Source organism: Flavonifractor sp. An91 (assembly GCF_002159225.1).
GTDB classification, from domain to species: Bacteria; Bacillota; Clostridia; order Oscillospirales; family Oscillospiraceae; genus Flavonifractor; species Flavonifractor avicola.
This window is the reverse complement of the sequence record NZ_NFHA01000006.1, coordinates 1-21971: the sequence shown is the minus strand read 5'-3', so window position 1 is coordinate 21971 and position 21971 is coordinate 1. Positions and strand designations below refer to the sequence as shown.

The following is a 21971-nucleotide window of genomic DNA, read 5'->3' as shown; positions in this document are numbered from 1 at the left end:
GAAAGATTTAGGGTTCGGAATTATAGGCATCCTGGATGATATCAGAGCCAATGGTTGTAACGGTAAGGTTACCGCCTCGATTCTGGAGGGTGCCGGTACCGGTAATAGAACCGGTGCCGTTGATATCGCCCTGGTAGCCCGCGTGGGCGTCGCCGGCCAGCTCCATGGTGCCATTGATGGTTAGGGTGCTGCCCGGCCAGATGCGCAGGATGCCGGAACAGGTCATGGTACCGCCCTGGTCAATCACCAGGTTCATGCCGTCCACCAGGTACATCCAGCCGCCGTCGTTTTCGGCTTCGACAAAGTCGGGGACCATAAGCTTACCGCCTGATTCCACCACCAGCTTGTCGTCCCCCTCCAGCCAGTACTGGTTGCAGGAGACGGTGCCGCCGTCCTTGATGATCAGGGAGGTGTGGCCCGCAAAGCCCTCAAAGCCGCTGCTGGCAAAGTCCAGCTTGCCGCCGGTGAGGGTACCCTCGATGGTGATGAGGTAGGGGGTCTGCTCCTCCAGCTCCCAGTTGTCCGAGCTGTCCCGGACCAGCAGGGTCACGTTATCGGGCAGGATCAGGGTTTCCCCGGCAGCCAGGGTGTAGTTGTTGCGCAGTTCCAGACAGTAGTTGCCGTAGGCGTTGTTGTTCTGTACGGCTTGGATGGTGGCACGGATCATGGCGTCCACCGCCTCGTTGTCGTTCCCCAGATCGGGGAAGTTCAGGGCGCAGTTGACCCGGCTGGGGTCCTCGGCCTCAATGGGGGGATGGTCGGGAATGGCCCAGCTGCCGTCGTCGTTGGCGCTGATGCCGTGGTAATAGAAGGCCCCGGCGCTCATGTCTATTTTGTCAGCGGTGACGCGGCCGGTGCCGTCTATGTACAGCTCACCGTCCAGAGTAAGGAGACCGGAAACATTCAGGGCGGCGTCATAGTCCACATAGACCCGGCTCTGCCCCTCCAGGGGGAGGGCCAGGGAGTCGGCGGTGACGGTGGTACCGCCCTGGACAAAGACTTCACCGTCCACAGTCAGGGTTTCAGCGACGGAAAGGTCGTACTGGTCGGTCCACAGCACCACATTTGCGGGGATGGTCAGATTGCCGCCCACCGTCACATTCTGGACCAGGAACACCTCGCCGCCGCCGTCGGCCTGAGCGGCGTTCAGGGCATCCTCCAGGGTGAGCCAGAACCGGCCGTCATATTCCGCCTCACCGATGGGGCGGTACTCCTCCTCCTGGGTGTTCCGCTGGAAGAGGCGGCATTGTACAGTGGACCCGTCCTCCAGTACCAGGCAGTCGTTGATGTTACCGGTAATGTACAGCTCGCCGGTCAGGGCGGCGCCGTTTTTCACGGTGAGCTTTGCCACGGGATAGCCGTCAAAGGTGATGATCTCCACATTGCCGTTGAGAATGCTGCCGCCCTTCTCAATGGTAATGCCCCGGTTTTCGCCCCCCATGAGGGCCAGGCTGGTGTTCCCGGGCAGAGTCAGGGGGGTGTTTACCGTGAGCTGGCAGCGGACCTCCAGCAGGTGGAAGGTGTAACCTGCGTCCTCAGAGATGTCGTTGATGCAGTCGATGGCCTTAGCCAGAGCGGTATCGCTGCCGTTCAGGTCCTCCGTGAAGTTGAAAGCGGTAAAGATGGAGCAGTCGATTTCATTTTCCATGTGGGGCAGGGGGGCCAGATTCCAGCCCTCGCCGTTCCACTGGGCGTACTGGTAGTACTCCACGGCCCAGTCCGAGCCTTCCGGCTGGTAGTTGACCACCTTGCAGTAGATGGCGCCCCGGTTCCAGATGGTGTTGCCGCTGCGCAGGGTACCCCCGCCGTTGATGGTGCCGCGGTTCAGGATGGCGTACAGGTTGTCCAGGGTGACAGTTTCCGGAATGGTCAGGGTGACCCCCTCATGGATGCCCAGGGTCCAGTAGTCGGGGAGGGTCACATCTTCGGTCAGGGTGTAGTCGCTTACCAGATAGAATTCACCCGCACTTCCGGGATCTTTCAGAATGGCATCCACAGCAGCCTTCAGGGTGGGATAGCCCACGCCGCCCACGGTGGCCACCGTATCGGATGGATCGACGCCGACCAGAGTCAGGCTGCTGAGATCCAGATCCATGGCCCAGCCGCCCATATCGGCATCGCTGTTCACGCCGTGCCACTTCAGGAAGAAAGTGAGGACCTGATTGCAGGAAGTAGCGCCTGCCGGGGCCACCACATAGTCCAGCGTCAGGATGCCGTTCTCGTCAAAAGCATCGTAAGGATACCAGACCTGTGCACCCTCATAGCCGTCTGCCGAGGTGGTGAGGAGCAGCACATCCACCATGGGCTCACACTCCACCCCCTCCGGGGCCTTGAGCTGGAGGGTAAGTACATAGTCGCCCTCTTCGTTGGGAGCCAGGTTGCCGGTGACAGGGTTGAGGAAGGTATCCGGGTCGGTTTCGCCGATGGTAATGCCCTCGGTAGTGGTCGTCACCGTGCCGTCAGGCACGGCGGACAGCTGGGCATAGAGGGTCACATTGCCGGTGACGGTAATATCGCTCAGCTCCACCGGAGGCCACTCGCCCTCCACCTTCCAGCCCGTAAAATCATAGCCCACCTTACCGGGTACGGTGATGCCGCTGCCGGTGGGATGGCCGCCGCTGGCCACCCGCTCGGTGCCCAGGACCTCATTCAGGAACTGATAGGTAACGGTGTAGTAGGTGACCGAGCTGCCGCCGCCCGAACTGCCGCCGGAGGAGGAGCCGCCGGTGGAGGTGCCGGGAGTGGTGGCGGAGGAGCCGCCGGCCACGTCCTTGTCCCCGGCGGTGACGCCGGAGGTGCCCTCGGAGGCCTCCACCTTGGTGTTGGGGGTGGATACGGCCACGTTGTCGGCGTTGGCGGTGACGTTATTCACCTTGCCGGAGCCGGTGACGGTGGTGCCCGCACCGTCGGCGGTGACGCTCTCCACCGTACCGCCCTTGCCCACGGTAACGGCGGTGTTGGGGGCGGCTGCGGTCAGATTGTTCACCGTAGCCCCGCCGGAGACGGTGATGCTGGCACCTTCGGCCTGCTCAGAGACGGTGAGGGTGTCCACGGTGCCCGCCACGGTGACCTGGGCTTCCGTCCCGGCCACGTTCAGGGTGCCCACGGTACCCGCCACGATGACGGCGTCGGAGCCGTCGTCAATGGTGATGATCTCCACCGAGGCGTCGTCCTCCACCGACAGGCGTACCCCGCCGTCCCGCCGCTGGGCGGTGATGGTGCTAACGGAGGAGTTGCCTCGAATAATGATGGAGTGCTCGCCGCCGCCCCGGACCATCAGGGTGCCTTTCACGGTGACGTTGTCCAGGATCAGGTCCCCGTCGCCGATGCCCTCGGCGGCGATCAGGTTACCGTCAATGGTCATGTCGGACAGCGTGACCCCGGCGGCGCTGACGATGACGTTGCCGGCGGCGTCGGCGGTGTAGCTGCCTGCCTCATCATAGCGGGCGGCAATGGCGTTGTCCAGCAGCTGGGCCACCTCCGCCCGGGTGATGGTGGCGGCGGGCATGATCTTGCCCTGATAACCGTTGAGGATGCCGGCCTGGGCCATGCCGCCCAGATAGCCGGCGGCCCAGCTGGCCGCCTCACCGCTGTCGGTAAAGCCCTCCAACCCGGCGGCGTTCTCCGTCACGCCCAGAGCCCGGCCCAGCAGCACCGCCGCCTCCTGCCGGGTGATGGGGTCCAGGGGCCGCAGGGAGGTACCGTCCCCCTGGAGGATGTTGGCCTGGGCGGCCCCCAGTACCGCCTCCTCGTACCATCTGTCCGCCTCCACGTCGGGGTAGGCGGTGTCGGACAGAGTCTGGTAGTCCATCAGCCGGTCCAGGATCACCGCCAGCTCGCCCCGGGTGATGGGCGCGTCGGGACGGAATTGGCCGGCATAGCCCTGGAGAACATCCTCCTCGCTCCAGCGGTCGATGGCCTCCGCGCCCCAGTGACCGGCGGTGTCGTCGTAGGCCAGAGCGGGGACCGTCAGTGCCAGCGCCAGGACCACGGCCAGCAGCGTGCCCCGAATGGAATGGAATTTCATATCCGTGTACCTCCTTTTGTGGAAAAATATGAATAAAAAACCAGGAACTATGGTGATGATACCATAGTTCCTGGCAGGATTGGTGTGCATATACGCACACTGTGTACGACTCAGTTCAGCAGGCTGACCCGGCCGGGGCAGGCCGCTTCCGCCGCCGCCGTCATGGACTGGGGCACCAGCACCGTATTGAGCCGGGGCAGGGCGGACAGGGGGGAAAAGTCGGGGAGGGCGGGGCCGTTGAAGCAGAAGGTCTCCAGCAGTTTGGCTTCTGCCAGGGGGGAGAGGTCGGTGACGTTGGAGCTGAACAGCCCCAGATTGCGCAGCCGGGGCAGGTCTCCCGCGCCTTCCAGGGAGTTCTGTCCGGCGTGGAGACGCAGGTCCACCACCTGGCAGCCCGCCAGAATGGACAGGTCCTCACAGGGCAGCAGGCCCACGTTGAGAATGGGCAGCTGGTCCCGCCCCACCAGGGCGGCCACCGCCTCCTCCGGCGGGGCCCACAGGGAGAGTTCCTCCAGGGAGGACTGCCGGGCCAGCAGGGACCAGTTCCCGTCGGACACCGTCCGCCAGCCCAGGGACAGCCGGGTGAGCTCCAGTCCCTCCAGGGGGGCCAGGCTGACCAGAGGGACGGCCTGGTCCCGGAGGGGATTGCCGTCCAGGTTCAGGTCCCGCAGGTTGGTCAGCCCCGCCAGGGGGGTCAGGTCGGCGGCCGGGTTGCTCCCCAGCCACAGGGTGCGCAGGCCGGTGAGGGAGGCCAGGGGGGTCAGGTCGGAGATCTCGTTGTTGCACGCCACCAGGGTGGTGAGGGGGAGCCCCTCCAGAGGGGAGAGGTCGGTGATCCGCTGCCGGCACAGCCACAGCTCCGTCAGGTTGGGCATGCTGGCCAGCAGGGACAGGTCGGACAGGTCACCGTAGGTGGAGTCGCCGGTCATGTCGTTCATGTAGAAGGCGTAGGACGCCGGGTCCTCCAGCACCTCATTGCCCAGCAGTGCCAGCCGCTCCACCTGCTCCAGATCGCTGTAGGTGATCTCTCCCAGAGGCCGGTCCAGCTCCTCCCGCACCGCCAGCTCCAGGCAGTAGGAGGAAAATTCCACCGGCTGGGACCCCTGCATTCGGGGAAGAGCCACAGCTCCGGCGGCCCCCAGACACAGGGCCAGGGCACAGACCGCCGCTACGAGTTTGCGCTGCCTCCCGCGGGCCTTGCCGCCCAGCCCCTCCTTCAGCGCTGCGGCGGTGGGGTAGCGGTCGTCGGGACTGAAGGCAGTGCATTTGCGCAGGACCCCCTTCAGCTGCCGGGATACCGGAGCCGCCTCCAGACTGTCCCGATCATAGGAGCCGGTGAGGGTCCAAATCAGGGTGGCGCCCAGGGCGTACAGGTCGGTGCGCTCGTCGGTCTGGGCAAAGCCGTATTGCTCGGGGGCGGCGGTGACCGAGCTGCCCATAATGCGGGTGTCGCTGTCCCGGTGGGGCTTGTACTGTCGGGCGATGCCGAAGTCAATGAGCCCCACATCTCCGTCGGGTCCTATAATGATGTTGTCCGGCTTGATATCCCGGTGGATGATGGGCGGGTCCATCCGGTGGAGCTGGTCCAGCAGGGATAAAAGCTTCAGCCCCATCTGACGGCAGCTTGCCTCGTCACAGGGGCCGGTGCGGTCCAGATAACGGGTCAGAGACTGCCCGGGCAGGTAGCTGCGGACCAGATAGACGGTCTCTTCCTGCCGGAAGCAGTCGGCGGCCAAAGGCACACGGCCCGCCAGAGCGGGGTAGAGCTGAGTGAGCAGCCGGAACTCCTCCTCCAGGTCCTCGCCCCCCTCCCGGGCAATCTTGAGCACATAGGGAGCCTCGTCGCACCGGCGGCGGAGGAGCCACACGCTGCGGCTTTCCCGCTCCGCCAGACAGGCCTCCGGCCGGTAGACGAGGGCGATACGGTCGGGCAGTTCCAGGCTGTCCACCACCTGCTTGTAGTCCTGACAAAAATCCTCGGTGCGGCTCACAGAAGCCCCCCTTCTCCCAGAGAGAGGAGCAGCTCGTCGGTCTCCTCCAGGGTTAGGTGGTGGGTCAGTCCGTAGAGCACCGCCGCGTCAAACCGGCTGCGGGGATAGAGGGAGGCCTTGCCGCAGCGGGTGAGCAGCTTCTGGGTCTCCTCCTCCCCCAGGTCCAGGGCCAGAGCCAGCCGAAGCAAAAAGGTGCGGGTGGGAGGACGGGTGCCGTTAAAAAGCTGGTAACCGTAGGACCGCTCCAGATAGCAGGCCCGGATGGCGTCCTTCACCAGCCAGCCCCGCCGCTCCAGCAGGCTGCACAGATAAAAAGTGAAGTCCGGCGGCGTAAAAGCGCCCCCCGCCAGCATGGCGGGATCCGAGGACGAGCGGATGGCATTGCGCAGTTCATCCGTGGTTTTCACAGCGCCCCTCCTTTCTTTATGGGATAGAAACAATTTACAAAAAGGTAACTGTCATCCATTATACTACCCGGTCGGGGACTTGGAAAGAGTGTATCATAGTTTCTCCACCGGCAGGTGTGCAGAATTGCACACTTTTTGCATAAAGAGAATAAGATCCGCGATCTGGAACAGAAAAGGGTAGATCATGCAATTTGTTCACAATTTACTCTTTTTTCTTTTCAGGGGTTATGCTATACTAGGAAACTGAATCAATGTCAACAGCCGCGTTTTGCGCTGTGGAAGATCAGAAAGGTGAAACAATCACATGGGACTGTTGAAAAAGCTGTTCGGCACCAGCTCCGCCAAGGAGCTCAAGGCCATCAAACCCATCGTGGACAAGATCGAGGCCCTGGACGAGGAGTACTCCAAGCTCACCGATGAGCAGCTCAAGGCCAAGACTCCTGAATTTAAAGAGCGTCTGGCCAATGGCGAGACCCTGGACGATATCCTGCCCGAGGCCTTTGCCGCCTGCCGGGAGGCGGCCTGGCGTGTGCTGGGTATGAAGCCCTACCGGGTGCAGCTCATCGGCGGCATCATCCTCCATCAGGGCCGTATCGCCGAGATGAAGACCGGCGAAGGCAAGACCCTGGTGGCCACCCTGCCCGCCTACCTCAACGCCCTGGCCGGCGAGGGTGTCCACATCGTCACCGTCAACGACTACCTGGCCAAGCGTGACTCCGAGTGGATGGGCAAGGTCTACCGCTTCATGGGCCTCACCGTGGGTCTGGTGATCCACGACATCCAGCCCAAGGACCGCAAGGCCTCCTACGCCGCCGACATCACCTACGGCACCAACAACGAGTTCGGCTTCGACTACCTGCGGGACAATATGTGCATCTACGCCACCGAAATGGTGCAGCGGGGCCACGCCTTTGCCATCGTGGACGAGGTGGACTCCATCCTCATCGACGAGGCCCGTACCCCCCTCATCATTTCCGGCCAGGGTGACAAGTCCACCCAGCTGTACACCATTGTGGACGCCTTCGTGGCCCGCCTGAAGGGCCAGCGGGTGGCCAAGGTGGACACCAAGGAGGAAGAGGACCCGGACGTGGACGCCGACTACATCGTGGATGAGAAGGCCCGCACCGTCACCCTCACCGCCCGTGGTATTGCCAAGGCTGAGCAGCAGTTCCAGATCGAGAACCTGGCCGATCCTGAGAACACCACCCTGTCCCACCACATCAACCAGGCCATCAAGGCCCGGGGCCTGATGAAGCGGGATATCGACTATGTGGTGAAGGACGGCGAGGTCATCATCGTGGACGAGTTCACCGGCCGCCTCATGTACGGCCGCCGCTATAACGAGGGCCTCCATCAGGCCATCGAGGCCAAGGAGGGGGTCACCGTGGCCCGTGAGTCCAAGACTCTGGCCACCATCACTTTCCAGAACTACTTCCGCCTGTACAACAAGCTGTCCGGTATGACCGGTACCGCCATGACCGAGGAGGAGGAGTTCGGTACCATCTACTCCCTGGACATCGTGGAGATCCCCACCAACAAGCCGCTGGCCCGTATTGACCATCCCGACGTGGTGTACAAGACCGAGGCCGGCAAGTACAAGGCCATTGTCAAGCAGATCGAGGAGTGCCACGCCAAGGGCCAGCCTGTGCTGGTGGGTACCATCTCCATCGAGAAGTCGGAGCAGATCTCCGAGATGCTCAAGCGCAAGGGCATACGCCACAACGTGCTGAACGCCAAGTTCCACGAGAAGGAAGCCGAGATCGTGGCTCAGGCCGGTAAGCTGGGCGCCGTCACCGTGGCCACCAACATGGCCGGCCGTGGTACCGATATTCTGCTGGGCGGCAACGCCGAGTTCCTGGCCAAGGCCGAACTGCGGAAGGCCGGACTGTCCGACGAGCTCATCGCCGAGTCCACCGGCTTTGCCGACACCGACAACCAGGAGATCCTGGAGGCCCGCCGGATGTTTACCGAGGCGGAGGCCAAGTATAAGGACGAGATCAAGGAGGAGGCCGAGAAGGTCCGTGCCGCCGGCGGCCTGTTCATTCTGGGCACCGAGCGCCACGAGTCCCGCCGCATTGACAACCAGCTGCGGGGCCGTGCCGGCCGTCAGGGCGACCCCGGCGAGAGCCGGTTCTTCCTCTCCCTCCAGGACGACATCATGCGTCTGTTCGGCTCCGAGCGGGTCATGGGCATGATGGACCGGCTGGGTGTGGACGAGGACACCCCCCTGGACTCCAAGATGCTGTCCAACGTCATTGAGAACGCCCAGAAGCAGGTGGAGTCCCGCAACTTCCAGACCCGTAAGACGGTACTGGAGTACGACGACGTAATGAACACCCAGCGTAAGGTCATCTATGAGCAGCGCCGGAAGGTGCTGGACGGCGAGAACCTGAAGGAGGCTGTCCAGACCATGCTCTCCACCGTCATCTCCAACGAGGTGGCGGCCCACATGGGCGAGCAGAAGCACATGGACGCCGAGAACTGGCGGGAGGTGTGCGCCCAGTTCAGAGGGCTGTTCCTCACCCCCGAGGACTACAAGTTCGACGACGAGGAGCTGCAGAAGTACGACGCCTCCCAGCTGGAGGAGCTGCTGCTGGACAAGGCCGCCGGGGTCTACAGCAAGAAGGAAGCTGAGCTGGGCGAGCCCCTCATGCGTGAGCTGGAGCGGGTGATGATGCTCCGGGTGGTGGACGAGTACTGGATGGACAACATCGACGCCATGCAGGAGCTGCGTCAGGGCATCGGCCTGCGGGCTTACGGCCAGAACGACCCCGTGGTGGAGTACAAGCGCGAGGGCTACGAGATGTTCGAGCGCATGATTGCCGCCATTCAGGAGGAGACCCTCCGCCGGATCTTCCTGGCCCGGGTGCAGGTGGGCTCCACCGTCAAGCGTGAGCGGGTGGCCAAGGTCACCGGCGAGAGCGCCGGCGCCGACGGAACCGTGAAGAAGCAGCCCGTCAAGAAGGGCAAGAAGCCCGGCCGCAACGATCCCTGTCCCTGCGGCAGCGGCAAGAAGTACAAGAAGTGCTGCGGGATGCACGAGGACGACTGATAGTTGTCTAGGGGGTATCCAAAAGCTGAAGGTGGCTTTGCTGGATTTCTATCGGAAGCGCCCCCCGGCGCCTCCGACCCCCTGGATACAAAACCGCCGCGCCGCCTTGCGGCACAACGGTTTTGATACCCCCGGTTTCGCGCTCCGCGGCGCGGGTCGTGGTGTTTTTCCGAAAAATGAATTTCCGGAAAAACGGATTTCGATTTCCGGATGGAGGACTCCATGAACATCATCGAACACAACAAAAATGGCCTGCTCTATCTGTCCTGCGACGGCTTTGAGGCCGCCGGCGGAGTGGCCCACGGCTTTTCCACCCGGCTGGGCGGGGTGTCGGAGGGGAAGTTTGCCTCCCTCAACCTGAGCATGACCCGGGGAGACGAGCCGGACAAAGTGGCGGAGAACTACCGCCGCTTCTGCGCCGCCATCGGCGCCGATGTGAAGGGTGTGGTGTGCGCCAGCCAGGTCCACGGGGACACGGTGCGCTCCGTCACCACCGCCGACCTGGGCATTGCCCTGGATGAGCCGGAGCCCTGGCAGGCCGACGGCCTGGTCACCGACATCCCCGGCGTGGTGCTCACCGTCTTTACCGCCGACTGCCTGCCCATTCTGCTCTACGACCCGGTGCGCCGGGTGGTGGGGGCGGTCCACGCCGGTTGGCGGGGCACCGCTCTGGGCATCGCCGCCAAGGCGGTGGAGCGGATGGTGGACTGCTATGGCTGCGACCGGCTGGACATTCTGGCCGCCATCGGCCCCGGCATCTCCAAGTGCTGCTTTGAGACCCACGAGGACGTGCCCAACGCTATGACCGAGGCCATGGGGGCCTCCGCCCTCCACTGCATCCAGGTGCTGCCCACCGGCAAGTTCCATGTGGACCTGAAGGCTCTCAACGCCAAGCGGCTGGAGAACGCCGGTCTGGACCCCGAGCACATCGCCGTGTCCGGCGACTGTACCGCCTGCCTGCCGGAGAAATACTGGTCTCACCGGGTTACCAAGGGCGAACGGGGCAGCCAGGCGGCAATGATCGCAATCATCTAGGGGGTATCCAAAAGCGGGATGTGGCTCCGCTGGATTTCCATCGGAGGCGCCCCCGGCGCCTCCGACCCCCTAGATACGAGCCTGCGTGCCGACGAAACGCCGGCGACTTGGCTCGATACCCCCGGTTTCGCGCTCGTGGCGCGGGTCGGGGTGTCTTTCCGGGAAGTGAATTCCCGGAAAGACATTTTTTATACCGCAAACAGACAAGGAGGGGCTGCCCTTGAACAAACGAACACGACGGATTCTGGCTGCTCTGGGGGCCGCCCTCTGCCTGCTCCTGGCGGGCTGTACCGGCGGGCCGGAGCCGGAGGTTACCCCCACGCCGGAACCCGCCGTCTCCGCCGCCCCAACCTCTGAGACGGCGGAATTTACCCTGGCCTGCTACCCTCAGGCCGGGTTCCACCCCATCACCGGCGGCAACCGCACCAACCTGTCTTTGGGTGGGCTGATGTATGAGGGACTGTTTGCCCTGGATCAGCAGTTTGAGGTCAGTCAGGTGCTGTGTTCCGGTTATACCGCCGCGGAGGATGGGCTGACCTGGACCTTCACCCTGCGCTCCGGCGTCACCTTTTCCGACGGCAGCCCCCTCACCTCGGCGGAGGTGGTTTCCTCTCTGGAGACCGCCCGCACCAGCGCCCTTTACTCCGCCCGGTTTACCGACATTGGCGCCATCACGGCGGGAGAGGGAACGGTGACCATGACCCTGACCCGGGCCAACGGGTCCCTGCCAGCCCTGCTGGACATCCCCATCGTCAAGGAGACCGGGGCCACCCCGCTGGGCACCGGGCCCTATGTGCTCACCGGCAGCGGCAACGACCTGTCCCTCACCGCCAACGGAAGCTGGTGTCAGGGGGAGAAGCTGCCGGTGGACACCATTCCTCTCCAGGCCATTCAGGAGGCAGACGATTTGATCCACGCCTTCGACACCAAGGAGATCTCCCTGGTGTCCACCGACCTGACCGCCACCAATGCCCTGGGCTTCTCCGGCTCCTTTGATACCCTGGATTATCCCACCTCCACCATGGTGTATGTGGGCTTCAACACCGTCAGCGGCCCCTGCGCCGACGCAGGGGTGCGGAAGGCCCTGCTGCGGGCCTTTGACCGGGAGTCGGTATCCACCGCCATCTTCTCCCGCCACGCCCAGCCCGCCGCCCTGCCGGTCCACCCCGGCAGCGCCCTCTACCATGAGGATCAGGCCTCCGCCCTCAGTTACTCCTCCCAGGCGGTGGCCGAGGCCCTCACCGCCGCGGGCTGGACTGCCACCGACAGCGGCTGGGTCAACGGACGGCAGACCCTCAGCCTGGAGCTGGTAGTGTCCGCCGAAAATCAGGACCGGGTGGCGGCGGCTCAGCATCTGGTCAACGGCCTCAACGATCTGGGCATCCGGGCCACCCTCACCAAGCTGGACTGGGACGCCTATGTCTCCGCCCTTCAGAGCGGGAACTTTGACCTCTACCTGGGGGAGGTGCGGCTTACCGCCGACTTTGATCTCACCGCCCTTATCACCGCCGGAGGCTCCCTCAACTACGGAGGTTACAGCGACACTCAGGCCGCCCAGCTGCTCCAGACCTATCGGGCCACCAACGGCCAGAGCCGGGACCTGAGCGCCCGTCAGCTCTACGCCCGGCTGGCGGAGGAGCCACCCTTCGCGGTGATCTGCTTCAAAAACTGGTCCGTGCTCTCCCAGTGGAACGCCGTCTCCAATATGACGCCCACCCAGCAGAATCTGTTCTTCCAGTTTGCCTATTGGGAGATCGCACAATGAATCCAGCGGCCCCCGCATCACGCGGGGGCCGCTTCCGTTTGCGAAAAAAGCCTCGCAGAGTTCGCGCCCGCAGGCGCGAATAAAGTCAAATCCGTTTTCAGCCGCGACCTGTGCGTGGATGAAAACACTTCTCAGGCTGCAAGTGTGGGGCCTGTCCGCCTCCAGCGGACAGGCCCTGCGCGCGGCAGACTGCACCCCCCTCGAAAAAGTGGTGTGCCACTTTTTCGACAGTCTCCAGCGGCCCCCGCATCACGCGGGGGCCGCTTTTTGCGTGTCCGCCCCGCCAGGTTTCCCCCAATTCCGGGGGACAGGCCTGCTATACTGTATCCAAAATCTGGAAAACAAACAGGCGAGGAGCGGTCACCATGACACAGTGGTATGCGTGCAGCGCCAAGCAGGCGCTGGAGGAATTGAGAAGCAATCAGGGCGGACTGACCGGGGCGGAGGCCGCCCGGCGGCTGGTGGCTCACGGGCCCAACAAACTGGCCCACAAGAAGGACAAGTCCTTCCTGGCCCGGCTGCTGGGCCAGCTGAAGGACCCCATGATTCTGGTGCTGCTGGCGGCAGCGGCCCTGTCCCTGTGGGCCAGCGGGGGAGAGGACTGGCTGGACGCCGCCATTATTCTGGGCATCGTGGCGGTGAACGCCATTATCTCCCTATCCCAGGAGGACAGCGCCCGCAAGGCGCTGGAGGCCCTGAGCCAGATGTCCGCCCCGGCGGCCCACGCCCTGCGGGACGGGGTGCTGACCCGGGTGGAGGCGGACAGGCTGGTACCCGGCGACGTGATCCGCCTGGAGGCGGGGGACCTGGTGCCTGCCGACTGCCGCATCCTGGAGGCGGCAGGACTCCAGGCTGACGAATCCGCCATGACCGGCGAGTCCGCCCCGGTAAACAAGGGGGCCCTGGGACCCCTGCCCGCCGACACCCCCCTGGCAGAGCGGCGCAATATGCTCCTCTCCGCCACGGTGGTCACCCGGGGCCGGGCCACCTGCCTGGTGGCCGCCACCGGCATGGACACCGAGGTGGGTCATATCGCCGGTCTCTTGATGGATAAGGGGGGAAGCGAAACACCTTTACAGAAGAGGATGGGGGAGATTTCCAAGACCCTGTCCTTCCTGTGCCTGTGCGTGTGCGCGGTGATGTTCGGGGTGGGGCTGCTCCAGGGGCGGGACCTGCTGGAAATGTTCCTCACTGCCGTATCTCTGGCGGTGGCCGCCATCCCCGAGGGCCTGCCCGCCATTATTTCCATTGTGCTGGCCCTGGGGGTAAGCCGCATGGCCAAGCGGCGGGCCATCGTCAAAAAGCTGCCTGCGGTGGAGACTTTGGGGTGCGCCGGGGTGATCTGCTCCGACAAAACGGGCACTTTGACCCAGAACAAAATGACGGTGGTGGATATCTGGACGCCCTCCCAGGGGGAGCGGGATCTGGCCCTCACCATCGGAGCCCTGTGCGGCGATGCCGAGCTGAGCTGGAAGGGGAAGACCCCGGTGTGTACCGGCGATCCCACCGAGGCCGCCCTGGTGGAGGCGGCTGCCCGGGCCGGGCTGGATAAGAACAAATTGGGGGAGGAGTGGCCCAGAAAAGGGGAAATTCCATTTGATTCGGAACGAAAACTCATGACCACCGTACATAGCAAGCCGGGCGGGGGATACCGGGTGATGGTCAAGGGGGCCCCCGACGTACTGGCCCGCCGGTGCCGGTTGACCGAGAGCGCCCTGCGGCGGATCACCACCCGCAACGAGGCCATGGCGGGCAAGGCTTTGCGGGTGTTGGGGGTGGCCTACAAGGATGTGGAGGTACAGCCCCGCAGTCTGGACAGCGACAGCCTGGAGCAGGGCCTCACCTTTGTGGGACTGCTGGGCATGATGGACCCGCCCCGGCCGGAGGTGAAACGGGCGGTGGACCAGTGCTACAAGGCGGGGGTACGGCCGGTGATGATCACCGGTGACCACAAGCTCACCGCCGTGGCGGTGGCCAAAGAGCTGGGCATCTGCCGGGAGGGGGACCGGGCCCTCACCGGGGAGGACCTGGACTTTCTGCCCCAGCCCGCCCTGGAGGAGGAAGTGGACAAATTCGCGGTATACGCCCGGGTATCTCCAGAGCATAAATTACGGATTGTAAAGGCCTGGCAGGCCAGAGGGAAGGTGGTGGCCATGACCGGCGACGGCACCAACGACGCCCCCGCCCTCAAGGCCGCCGACATCGGCTGCGCCATGGGCAAGGGAGGCACCGACGTGGCCCGTGGGGCGGCGGATATGATCCTCACCGACGACAACTTCGCCACCATCGTCTCGGCGGTGGAGGAGGGGAGAGGGATCTACGCCAACATCAAAAAGGCCATCCACTACCTGCTGTCCTGCAACATCGGTGAGATACTGACCATCGCCCTGGCTACCCTGTTCCGGTTCCCGGAGATGCCTCTGGCCCCGGTCCAGCTGCTATGGCTCAATCTGGTCACCGACTCTCTGCCCGCTCTGGCCTTGGGGGTGGAGCCGGTGGAGCCGGGGGTGATGGACCGGCCGCCCCGGCAGGCGGGGGAGTCCCTCTTTGCCCACGGCTTTGCCTTCCGGCTGGCCTGGCAGGGGGTAATGGTGGGGGCCCTTACCCTGGCGGCCTATGTGCTGGGGGCCTGGGTGCTGCCGGGCTGCTCCCTGGCGGCGGGCAACACCATGGCCTTCGCTACGCTCACCCTGTGCCAGCTCTTCCACGCCTTTGACGTGCGCAGCGAGGAGGCATCCCTTTTCCGGCTGGGGGTGACCTCCAACCCGGCCATGAACAAAGCCTTCCTCATCGGCCTTGCCATGCAGCTGGCGGTGCTGCTGGTGCCCCCGCTGCAAACGGTATTCTCTACCGTGTCCCTGTCCCCCCGGGCCTGGGGGGTGGTGGCCGGTTTGGCGGTGACGCCGGTGGTGGTGTGCGAGGCGGCCAAGGCCTTCCGCCGCAGACATAAGCCGGGCAAGCGGGTGAGCGCCGCCAAAGTAACGGCGGGCCGGTAGCGCAAAAAAATCAAAATTACCCCTTGACAAAGAGAAAACGGGGCGGTATACTATGCCAAACTAAATCGTCAAACCGATGAGAAAGAGGAGTAGTCCGGTATCAAGGCCTCACAGAGAGTCGCGGGTGGTGGGATCGCGGCAGGCGGCGTCCGGGTGAATGGACTTTTGAGGGCTTTGCGAAAGGGAAACTAAGTAGCGCGACGGGGACTCCACCCGTTATCAGGGGAGCGTGTGCTGGCAGGCACGCGAAAGTGAGCGGGCGCATTGTTTATATGCGTCAATCCGGGTGGCACCGCAGAGGTTTTTATCACGCCTTTGTCCCAGAGAATCTTTGGGACGAGGGCGTTTTTTTCATGCCCTCTCCCGCAAAACCAAACTTGAAGGAGTGCATGAACATGACCAAGATCCCTCACCGCCTGTACCTCACCGAAGACCAGATGCCTCAGCGTTGGTTCAACCTGCGCTCCGCCATGGCAGAGCAGCCCGACCCCATGCTCCACCCCGCCACCCTCCAGCCCCTGGGGGTGGACGATCTGGCCCCCATCTTCTGCACCGAGCTTGCCAAGCAGGAGCTGGACGGCACCACCGAGTTTATTGACATCCCGGAGGAGATCCAGGAGGTCTACAAGATGTACCGGCCATCTCCTCTGATCCGGGCCTACAACCTGGAGAAGGCCCTGGGCACCCCGGCCAAGATCTACTACAAGTTTGAGGGCAACAACACCTCCGGCTCTCACAAGCTCAACTCCGCCGTGGCTCAGGCCTACTACGCCAAGATGCAGGGCCTCACCGGCGTCACCACCGAGACGGGAGCCGGTCAGTGGGGCACCGCCCTCAGCGAGGCCTGTTCCTACTTCGGGCTGACCTGCGACGTGTTTATGGTGAAGTGCTCCTACGAGCAGAAGCCCTTCCGCAAGGCGGTGATGGGGGTCTTTGACGCCGACGTGACCCCGTCCCCCTCCAACCTCACCCAGGTGGGCCGCAAGATCCTGGCGGAGAATCCGGGTACCACCGGCTCCCTGGGCTGCGCCATCTCCGAGGCGGTGGAGGCCGCTCTCCAGAGCGGCGGCAAGAAGCGGTATGTGCTGGGCAGTGTGCTCAACCAGGTGCTGCTCCACCAGTCCATCATCGGCCTGGAGTCCAAGATCGCCATGGAGCAGCTGGGGGAGTACCCCGACGTGGTGGTGGGCTGCGCCGGCGGCGGCTCCAACCTGGGCGGCCTTATCGCCCCCTTTATGGCCGACAAGCTGAAGGGCGTGAAGAACCCCCGCATCGTGGCGGTGGAGCCCGCCTCCTGTCCATCCCTCACCCGGGGCAAGTACGCCTACGATTTCTGCGACACCGGCAGGGTGACCCCTCTGGCCCGGATGTACACCCTGGGCTGCGGCTTCATTCCCTCCGCCAACCACGCCGGCGGCCTGCGCTACCACGGCATGAGCCCCATCCTGTCCAAGCTGTACCACGACGGGCACATGGAGGCGGTGGCCTACGAGCAGACCAAGGTCTTTGAGGCGGCGGTGCTCTTTGCCAAGCAGGAGACCATCCTGCCCGCTCCCGAGTCGGCCCACGCCATCAAGGGAGCCATCGACGAGGCCCTCAGGTGCAGGGAGAGCGGCGAGGCCAAGACCATCCTTTTCGGCCTCACGGGCACCGGCTACTTTGATATGACCGCTTATGAGAACTACCTCACCGGCAAAATGACCGACTATATCCCCACCGACGCCGACCTGCAAAAGGGATTTGACTCCCTGCCTGATATTCTGCAAAATAAAGGAATCTGAGGGGGCAAGCCAAGCGGGCCCGCTGCAAAAAATAGCAGCGGGCCCGCTTTTTGTCGGAAAAAGAAGCAAATTCTTACATTATTAATACGTTTTCCCGATTACCCTTGATTTTGTAGGGAAAAGAAGCTAAACTGAACCTGACCGGGACAACGGGGAAGCAGCCCGGCTTAGGAAGCGTATGATACAGATAAGGAGTGATGAAAGATGAAAAAGAGGATGCTATCCATCTTGATGGCTCTGGCGATGATCCTGTCGCTATTGCCGGTTACGGTGTTAGCGGCGGACGAAGAAGCGACTGTTGTAAACAGCCGGGATGAGCTGTATCGAGCCATGGAAGACACGACAGTTTCTCGAATTGAATTGGGAACAAATATTGACATGGGCAGTGAGAAATGGGCGCCTGTTACTATTGCCGACGATAGAGTACTGACGATCGATGGCAAGGGTTTTACCATTTCTAATTTGACCGTTGCAAACTATACCGTGCCCAGCGATGGGTCTGGTGTTGCGGGAACTGGTTCGTCCTGCGATTACTATTCCGGCTTTGTGGGGAACAACAGCGGCAACTTGACCATTGAGAACATTAAATTTTTCAAAGCTGAAATTGATGTAGCTCCGCTGACGGAGAATTCCACAGGCTCCAGCATTCTTGCAGTAGTCTGCGCAAATAATAATGGTAACCTTGAGTATAATAACGTGACAGTGGACAACTGCATTGTGCGCGGTTATACAAAGGTAGGCATCCTCCACGGATTTTCCCAGGATGGCGGTAAGTTCACGGCCAACCAGTGTACAGTAACTAATTGCGAAGTGGTACTGGAAGCAGATGGAACAGATAAGGAAGCTTGCTTCTCCGGAATTTTGGTGGGTTATGATGGAAATAACGCTACTAAGACCAACGGTATCCGGTTGAGCGGCAACAAATGTACCATTGACAGCAGCGTAAACTGGGGTACCTACGAGATTAAAACCGCTGAAACCGGAGTGAAATATGTTACGGCCTACGGCAACGATTGGGGCCTGACTTGTGATACCTATGCTCGGGGTAGCGCCGGCGTGGCAGCTGTCACCTTTGTTGCAGAGGTGAATGGATACCAGTATGAAACGCTGGCAGACGCTATTGCCGCCGCCCCAAATGGCGAAGTTGTAAAATTGCTTAAGGACACCAGTGATGCTACATTTACCGTTCCTGAGGGTGTTCAACTTACCCTGGATCTGGGTGGCCATGAATTGACCATGACCGGAAATACGGCTGTCAGTGACCAAGCGTATGCAAAAGGAACTGCTGCTTCTCTGATCAACAGAGGTACGCTGACGATCCAGAATGGTACAATTCAGGGAAAGACCGCTAATACAATTATTAACCTTGGTTCACTTACGCTTGCTTCTAACATGAATCTTATAACTGCAGATTTGGCTGGATGTGCAGTGATTAACCTGGGCGGCAGTGTGACAACATCTGCCAATGTGACAAATAATGTCGGCGACGGTATTGTTACATACGGCGGTACTCTGAATGTTGCGGGCGGCACCATCTCTGCTGAAAACGATGGTATGTCGCCTATCGTTGTGTTTAATCGTGCGTATGATAATAATAGTGCTGGTGCGACCGTTAATGTGGAGGCCGGTACACTGAAGGCAAACACATACGCGATCAGCACGAACAATCAGCGTTCAGGCGGCAGCGATCCCAGTAATGTTACAATAACTGGCGGTATACTTACGTCTTCGCGGTCTGCAATCTATTGGCCCAGCGCGGGTACTTTAACCATCGGTACAGATGATGGTAATGGCCCAGATATCATTAGTACGAACGGTTCTGCAATTGAAGTATGCAGCGGTACATTGGTAATTAAGGGTGGCAATTTTGTTGGACAAGGAAATACGGGTATAACTGAGAATTGGCTGGTAGAGGGCTATCGTTCCAACTCTGGTGCAGGCAGTGCAGGCGATGCCATTACTATTATTGCATGCAGGGGTACCGGCTATAATTCTGCTCCTCTGAATATTATGATTTCAGGCGGGACATTCTCTGCCAAAACGGAGTATGCGGTTCGCTATATGAACTGTAATCAGGCGAACAGTGCTGCTCAGATTGAACAGGACGTTAATGTTTCCATTACTGGCGGTGATTTTGCAGGTGCACTTCAGGATGTTGATGCGTCCTTTGTTGCTGATAATGATAAAAAGTTCATCTCCGGCGGTACCTTTGCACAGGACCTCAGCGAGAGTGGGTATCTGGCTGACGCTGTGCAGTATGAAGTGGGACACACCGGCGGTACCTTTACTTATGCCAAGACTTTGGCGGATGCCCAGTCTGCTGCCAAGCCCGGCGATACCATCACCGATCTGAAGGCAACTGCGGATAGCACCGCCAGCCTTACCCTGAACTACAACGATGACGGCGCCACTACAAATTCCGTGTATACCGTGGCGAAAAACACCGACGTCACCCTGCCCGAGCCTACCCGCGATGGCTATGTGTTCCTGGGTTGGTATGACGCCGACGGCAACAAAGTGGAGAGCCCCTACACCGTCAGCAAGACGGAGACCCTCACTGCCCAGTGGAGCGTGATTTCCTCCAGCACCTCCTACGCCATCACCGTGGAAAGCAGCGACAACGGCACTGTGACCGCCAGCCGGACCCGTGCCAACAAGGGCCTCACCATCACCCTGACTGTGAAGGCCGACGAGGGCTATGCTCTGGACACCCTCACCGTTACCGATAAGAACGGCAATGAGATCAAGCTCACCGACAAGGGTGACGGCAAGTATACCTTCACTATGCCTTCCTCCGCTGTCACCGTGAAGGCCTCCTTTGCCAAGGACGACACCCCTGTGGAGACCGGCCTGCCCTTCACCGACGTGAAGGCCGACGACTGGTTCTATGAGGCCGTCAAGTACGCCTACGACAACAAGCTGATGGACGGCACTGCCTCCACCACCTTCGCCCCCCTCATGACCACCAATCGTGCCATGATCGTCACCATCCTGTGGCGTCAGGCGGGCAGCCCTGTGGTCAACTACGCCATGAACTTCAGCGATGTGGAGAGCGGCGTGTGGTACACCGAGGCGGTCCGCTGGGCGGCTGCCGAGGGCATCGTCAAGGGCTACAGCGACACCGTGTTTGCCCCCGATGACACCGTGACCCGTGAGCAGCTGGCCACCATCCTGTACCGCTATGCCGGGTACAAGGAGTACGACGTGTCCGCCAAGGGCGACCTGACCACCTTCGCCGACGGCAGCACCGTGTCCACCTGGGCGGCCGACGGCATGACCTGGGCGGTTGGCGCCCAGCTCATCACCGGCAAGGACGGCGGCAAGCTGGATCCCACCGGCACCGCCACCCGTGCCGAGGTTGCCACCATCCTCATGCGCTTCTGCGAGAACGTGGCAAAGTAAGAAGCCATACCATCCGGACCGCCGCGGGAAATCCTCCCGCGGCGGTCTTTTTGTGCACGGCACGGAAACAGCGGAGAAAAAAGGGACGATTGCCCCGCTATAAGGGGAAATATTGTTCCGATTCCTATGGAAATACCTTGTATTCTCCGAAACTATCCGGTATAATAATAGAACAAACGCCGCTGCGCGGCATCAATGGAAAGGTGAGGGATCATCCCATGGAATTGAAGAATTTTGACAATATCATCAGCCGTGTTCCCAAGCTGAATGTTCCTCTGCGCGTGGTCCTGGCCGGTTCTGACGGCGAGAATATGCTCCGCGGCCTGTTCCAGGCTCAGAAGGAGGGCTTTGTGCAGCCCGTGCTGGTGGGCGACCGGGCCCGTACCATGGTGCAGCTGGAGAAGCTGGGCCTGGACAAGGAGCCCTACACCATGGTGGACACCGCTCCCGGCCACAACGTGACCCAGGCCGCCATCGACGTGATCCACTGCGGCGAGGGCGACATCCTCATGCGTGGCAATATGCCCACCCGCGACTTCCTGATGCCCGTGCTGGACAAGAAGAACGGCCTGCGGACCGAGCGCCTCATGAGCCATGTGTCTCTGGCCTCCATCCCCGAGTATCCCAAGCTGCTGGCTCTGTCCGACATGACCATCATCGTCAGCCCCAACCCCACCCAGAAGAAGGCCATCATCAAGAATACCGCCGACGCCCTGAAGGCTTTCGGCTATGAGAATCCCAAGCTGGCTCTGATGGCCCTGGTGGAGAACGTCAACTTCCATATGCCCGACACCATCGAGGCCCAGCGCCTGGTGAGCGAGCAGAAGCAGCACCCCTTCGCCGACTGCGAGCTGTGGGGCCCCATCTCCTACGACCTCATCATCTCCAAGGAGGCCTGCCGGCTGAAGAACTACGAGTGCCCCTGGTCCGGCGGCGGCTTCGACGGCATCATCGCTCAGGACCTGATCGCCGGCAACATCCTGGTGAAGAGCTGGCTCATCCACGCTCACGCCACCACCTGCGGCGCCGTGGTGGGCGCCAAGGTGCCCATCGCTCTGACCTCCCGCTCCGCCAAGGCGGAGGAGAGCTTCCTGTCCCTGGTGTTCTGCGCCGTCCTCAACGAGTGGCGCAAGACCCAGCAGAAGTAAGTCCATACGGTAAAAGGCCGGCGCGTCAGCGCCGGCCTTTTTGCGTGGATGGGGGATATGGCGGGCGGCCATAAAGGCCGCCCCTACAGGGTGAAGCACAAAAAAGGCCTGCTGCAAAATAGAATACAGCGGTCATTCTGAGCCCCAGCGGGGCGAAGAATCTTCCTGTGGCAGACAAACTGGCAGAAAAGATCCGACCCTGACGCTCAGGATGACAAAATGGGGACCTGCTGCAAACTGCGCAGCCGGTACAAAGACCCGTCATTCCGAGAAAAACGGCCGCCCGGTGGGCGGCCGTTTTTCGTGGGAATCCGCCCCTTTTGCCGGGGAAACGGATTGCCACGCCAGTGTGCGCACTGGCTCGCAA

Annotated in this window: 11 protein-coding genes; 7 read left to right on the top strand and 4 right to left on the bottom strand. The window is 61.9% G+C overall.

Annotated elements, in window-relative coordinates; translation table 11 throughout:
- Nucleotides 1–7: 7 nt before the first annotated feature.
- The 3 genes from B5G42_RS05275 to B5G42_RS05265 all read right to left on the bottom strand — a co-directional run bounded on the left by B5G42_RS05275 (nucleotide 8) and on the right by B5G42_RS05265 (nucleotide 6425).
- Nucleotides 8–4027, bottom strand: a complete 4020-nt coding sequence (locus tag B5G42_RS05275) for an S-layer homology domain-containing protein (protein ID WP_162611049.1) — start codon at nucleotides 4025–4027, stop codon at nucleotides 8–10.
- 110 nt (nucleotides 4028–4137) lie between these two features.
- On the bottom strand, nucleotides 4138–6018 hold the full coding sequence (locus tag B5G42_RS05270; RefSeq protein ID WP_087267478.1) for a serine/threonine protein kinase: 1881 nt from the start codon (nucleotides 6016–6018) through the stop codon (nucleotides 4138–4140).
- The gene (locus tag B5G42_RS05265; protein ID WP_087267475.1) at nucleotides 6015–6425 is read right to left on the bottom strand and encodes a hypothetical protein; all 411 of its coding nucleotides are present in this window, start codon (nucleotides 6423–6425) and stop codon (nucleotides 6015–6017) included. Before B5G42_RS05265 ends, B5G42_RS05270 begins: the two co-directional genes overlap by 4 nt.
- Nucleotides 6426–6729: 304 nt before the next feature.
- On the opposite strand from B5G42_RS05265, the gene secA reads away from it, so the two are divergent.
- From secA to B5G42_RS05240, 5 genes are all read left to right on the top strand, one after another.
- Nucleotides 6730–9477, top strand: coding sequence for a preprotein translocase subunit SecA (secA, locus tag B5G42_RS05260; protein WP_087267472.1), 2748 nt, complete (start codon nucleotides 6730–6732; stop codon nucleotides 9475–9477).
- Between the two features lie 222 nt (nucleotides 9478–9699).
- Nucleotides 9700–10512 (top strand): peptidoglycan editing factor PgeF, encoded by an 813-nt coding sequence (gene pgeF / locus B5G42_RS05255; RefSeq protein ID WP_087267469.1) that lies wholly within the window; start codon nucleotides 9700–9702, stop codon nucleotides 10510–10512.
- A 220-nt stretch (nucleotides 10513–10732) separates the two neighbouring features.
- Nucleotides 10733–12277, top strand: a complete 1545-nt coding sequence (locus B5G42_RS05250) for an ABC transporter substrate-binding protein (RefSeq protein WP_087267466.1) — start codon at nucleotides 10733–10735, stop codon at nucleotides 12275–12277.
- Between the two features lie 365 nt (nucleotides 12278–12642).
- Entirely contained in the window at nucleotides 12643–15273 is a 2631-nt protein-coding gene (locus tag B5G42_RS05245; protein ID WP_087267463.1) for a cation-translocating P-type ATPase, read from the top strand.
- A gap of 395 nt (nucleotides 15274–15668) precedes the next feature.
- Complete coding sequence (locus tag B5G42_RS05240; protein ID WP_087267460.1) at nucleotides 15669–17054, top strand: TrpB-like pyridoxal phosphate-dependent enzyme; 1386 nt, start codon at nucleotides 15669–15671, stop codon at nucleotides 17052–17054.
- Between the two features lie 273 nt (nucleotides 17055–17327).
- Here B5G42_RS05240 and B5G42_RS18090 read toward each other — a convergent pair whose 3' ends face one another.
- Complete coding sequence (locus tag B5G42_RS18090) at nucleotides 17328–18281, bottom strand: hypothetical protein (RefSeq protein ID WP_162611048.1); 954 nt, start codon at nucleotides 18279–18281, stop codon at nucleotides 17328–17330.
- An 834-nt stretch (nucleotides 18282–19115) separates the two neighbouring features.
- Here B5G42_RS18090 and B5G42_RS18085 point away from each other — a divergent pair.
- Both B5G42_RS18085 and B5G42_RS05230 read left to right on the top strand, forming a co-directional pair.
- Entirely contained in the window at nucleotides 19116–20456 is a 1341-nt protein-coding gene (locus tag B5G42_RS18085) for an S-layer homology domain-containing protein (protein ID WP_162611047.1), read from the top strand.
- Between the two features lie 218 nt (nucleotides 20457–20674).
- A complete protein-coding gene (locus tag B5G42_RS05230) occupies nucleotides 20675–21604 on the top strand; it encodes a phosphate acyltransferase (protein WP_087267454.1) in 930 nt (309 codons plus the stop codon).
- Nucleotides 21605–21971 lie beyond the last annotated feature (367 nt).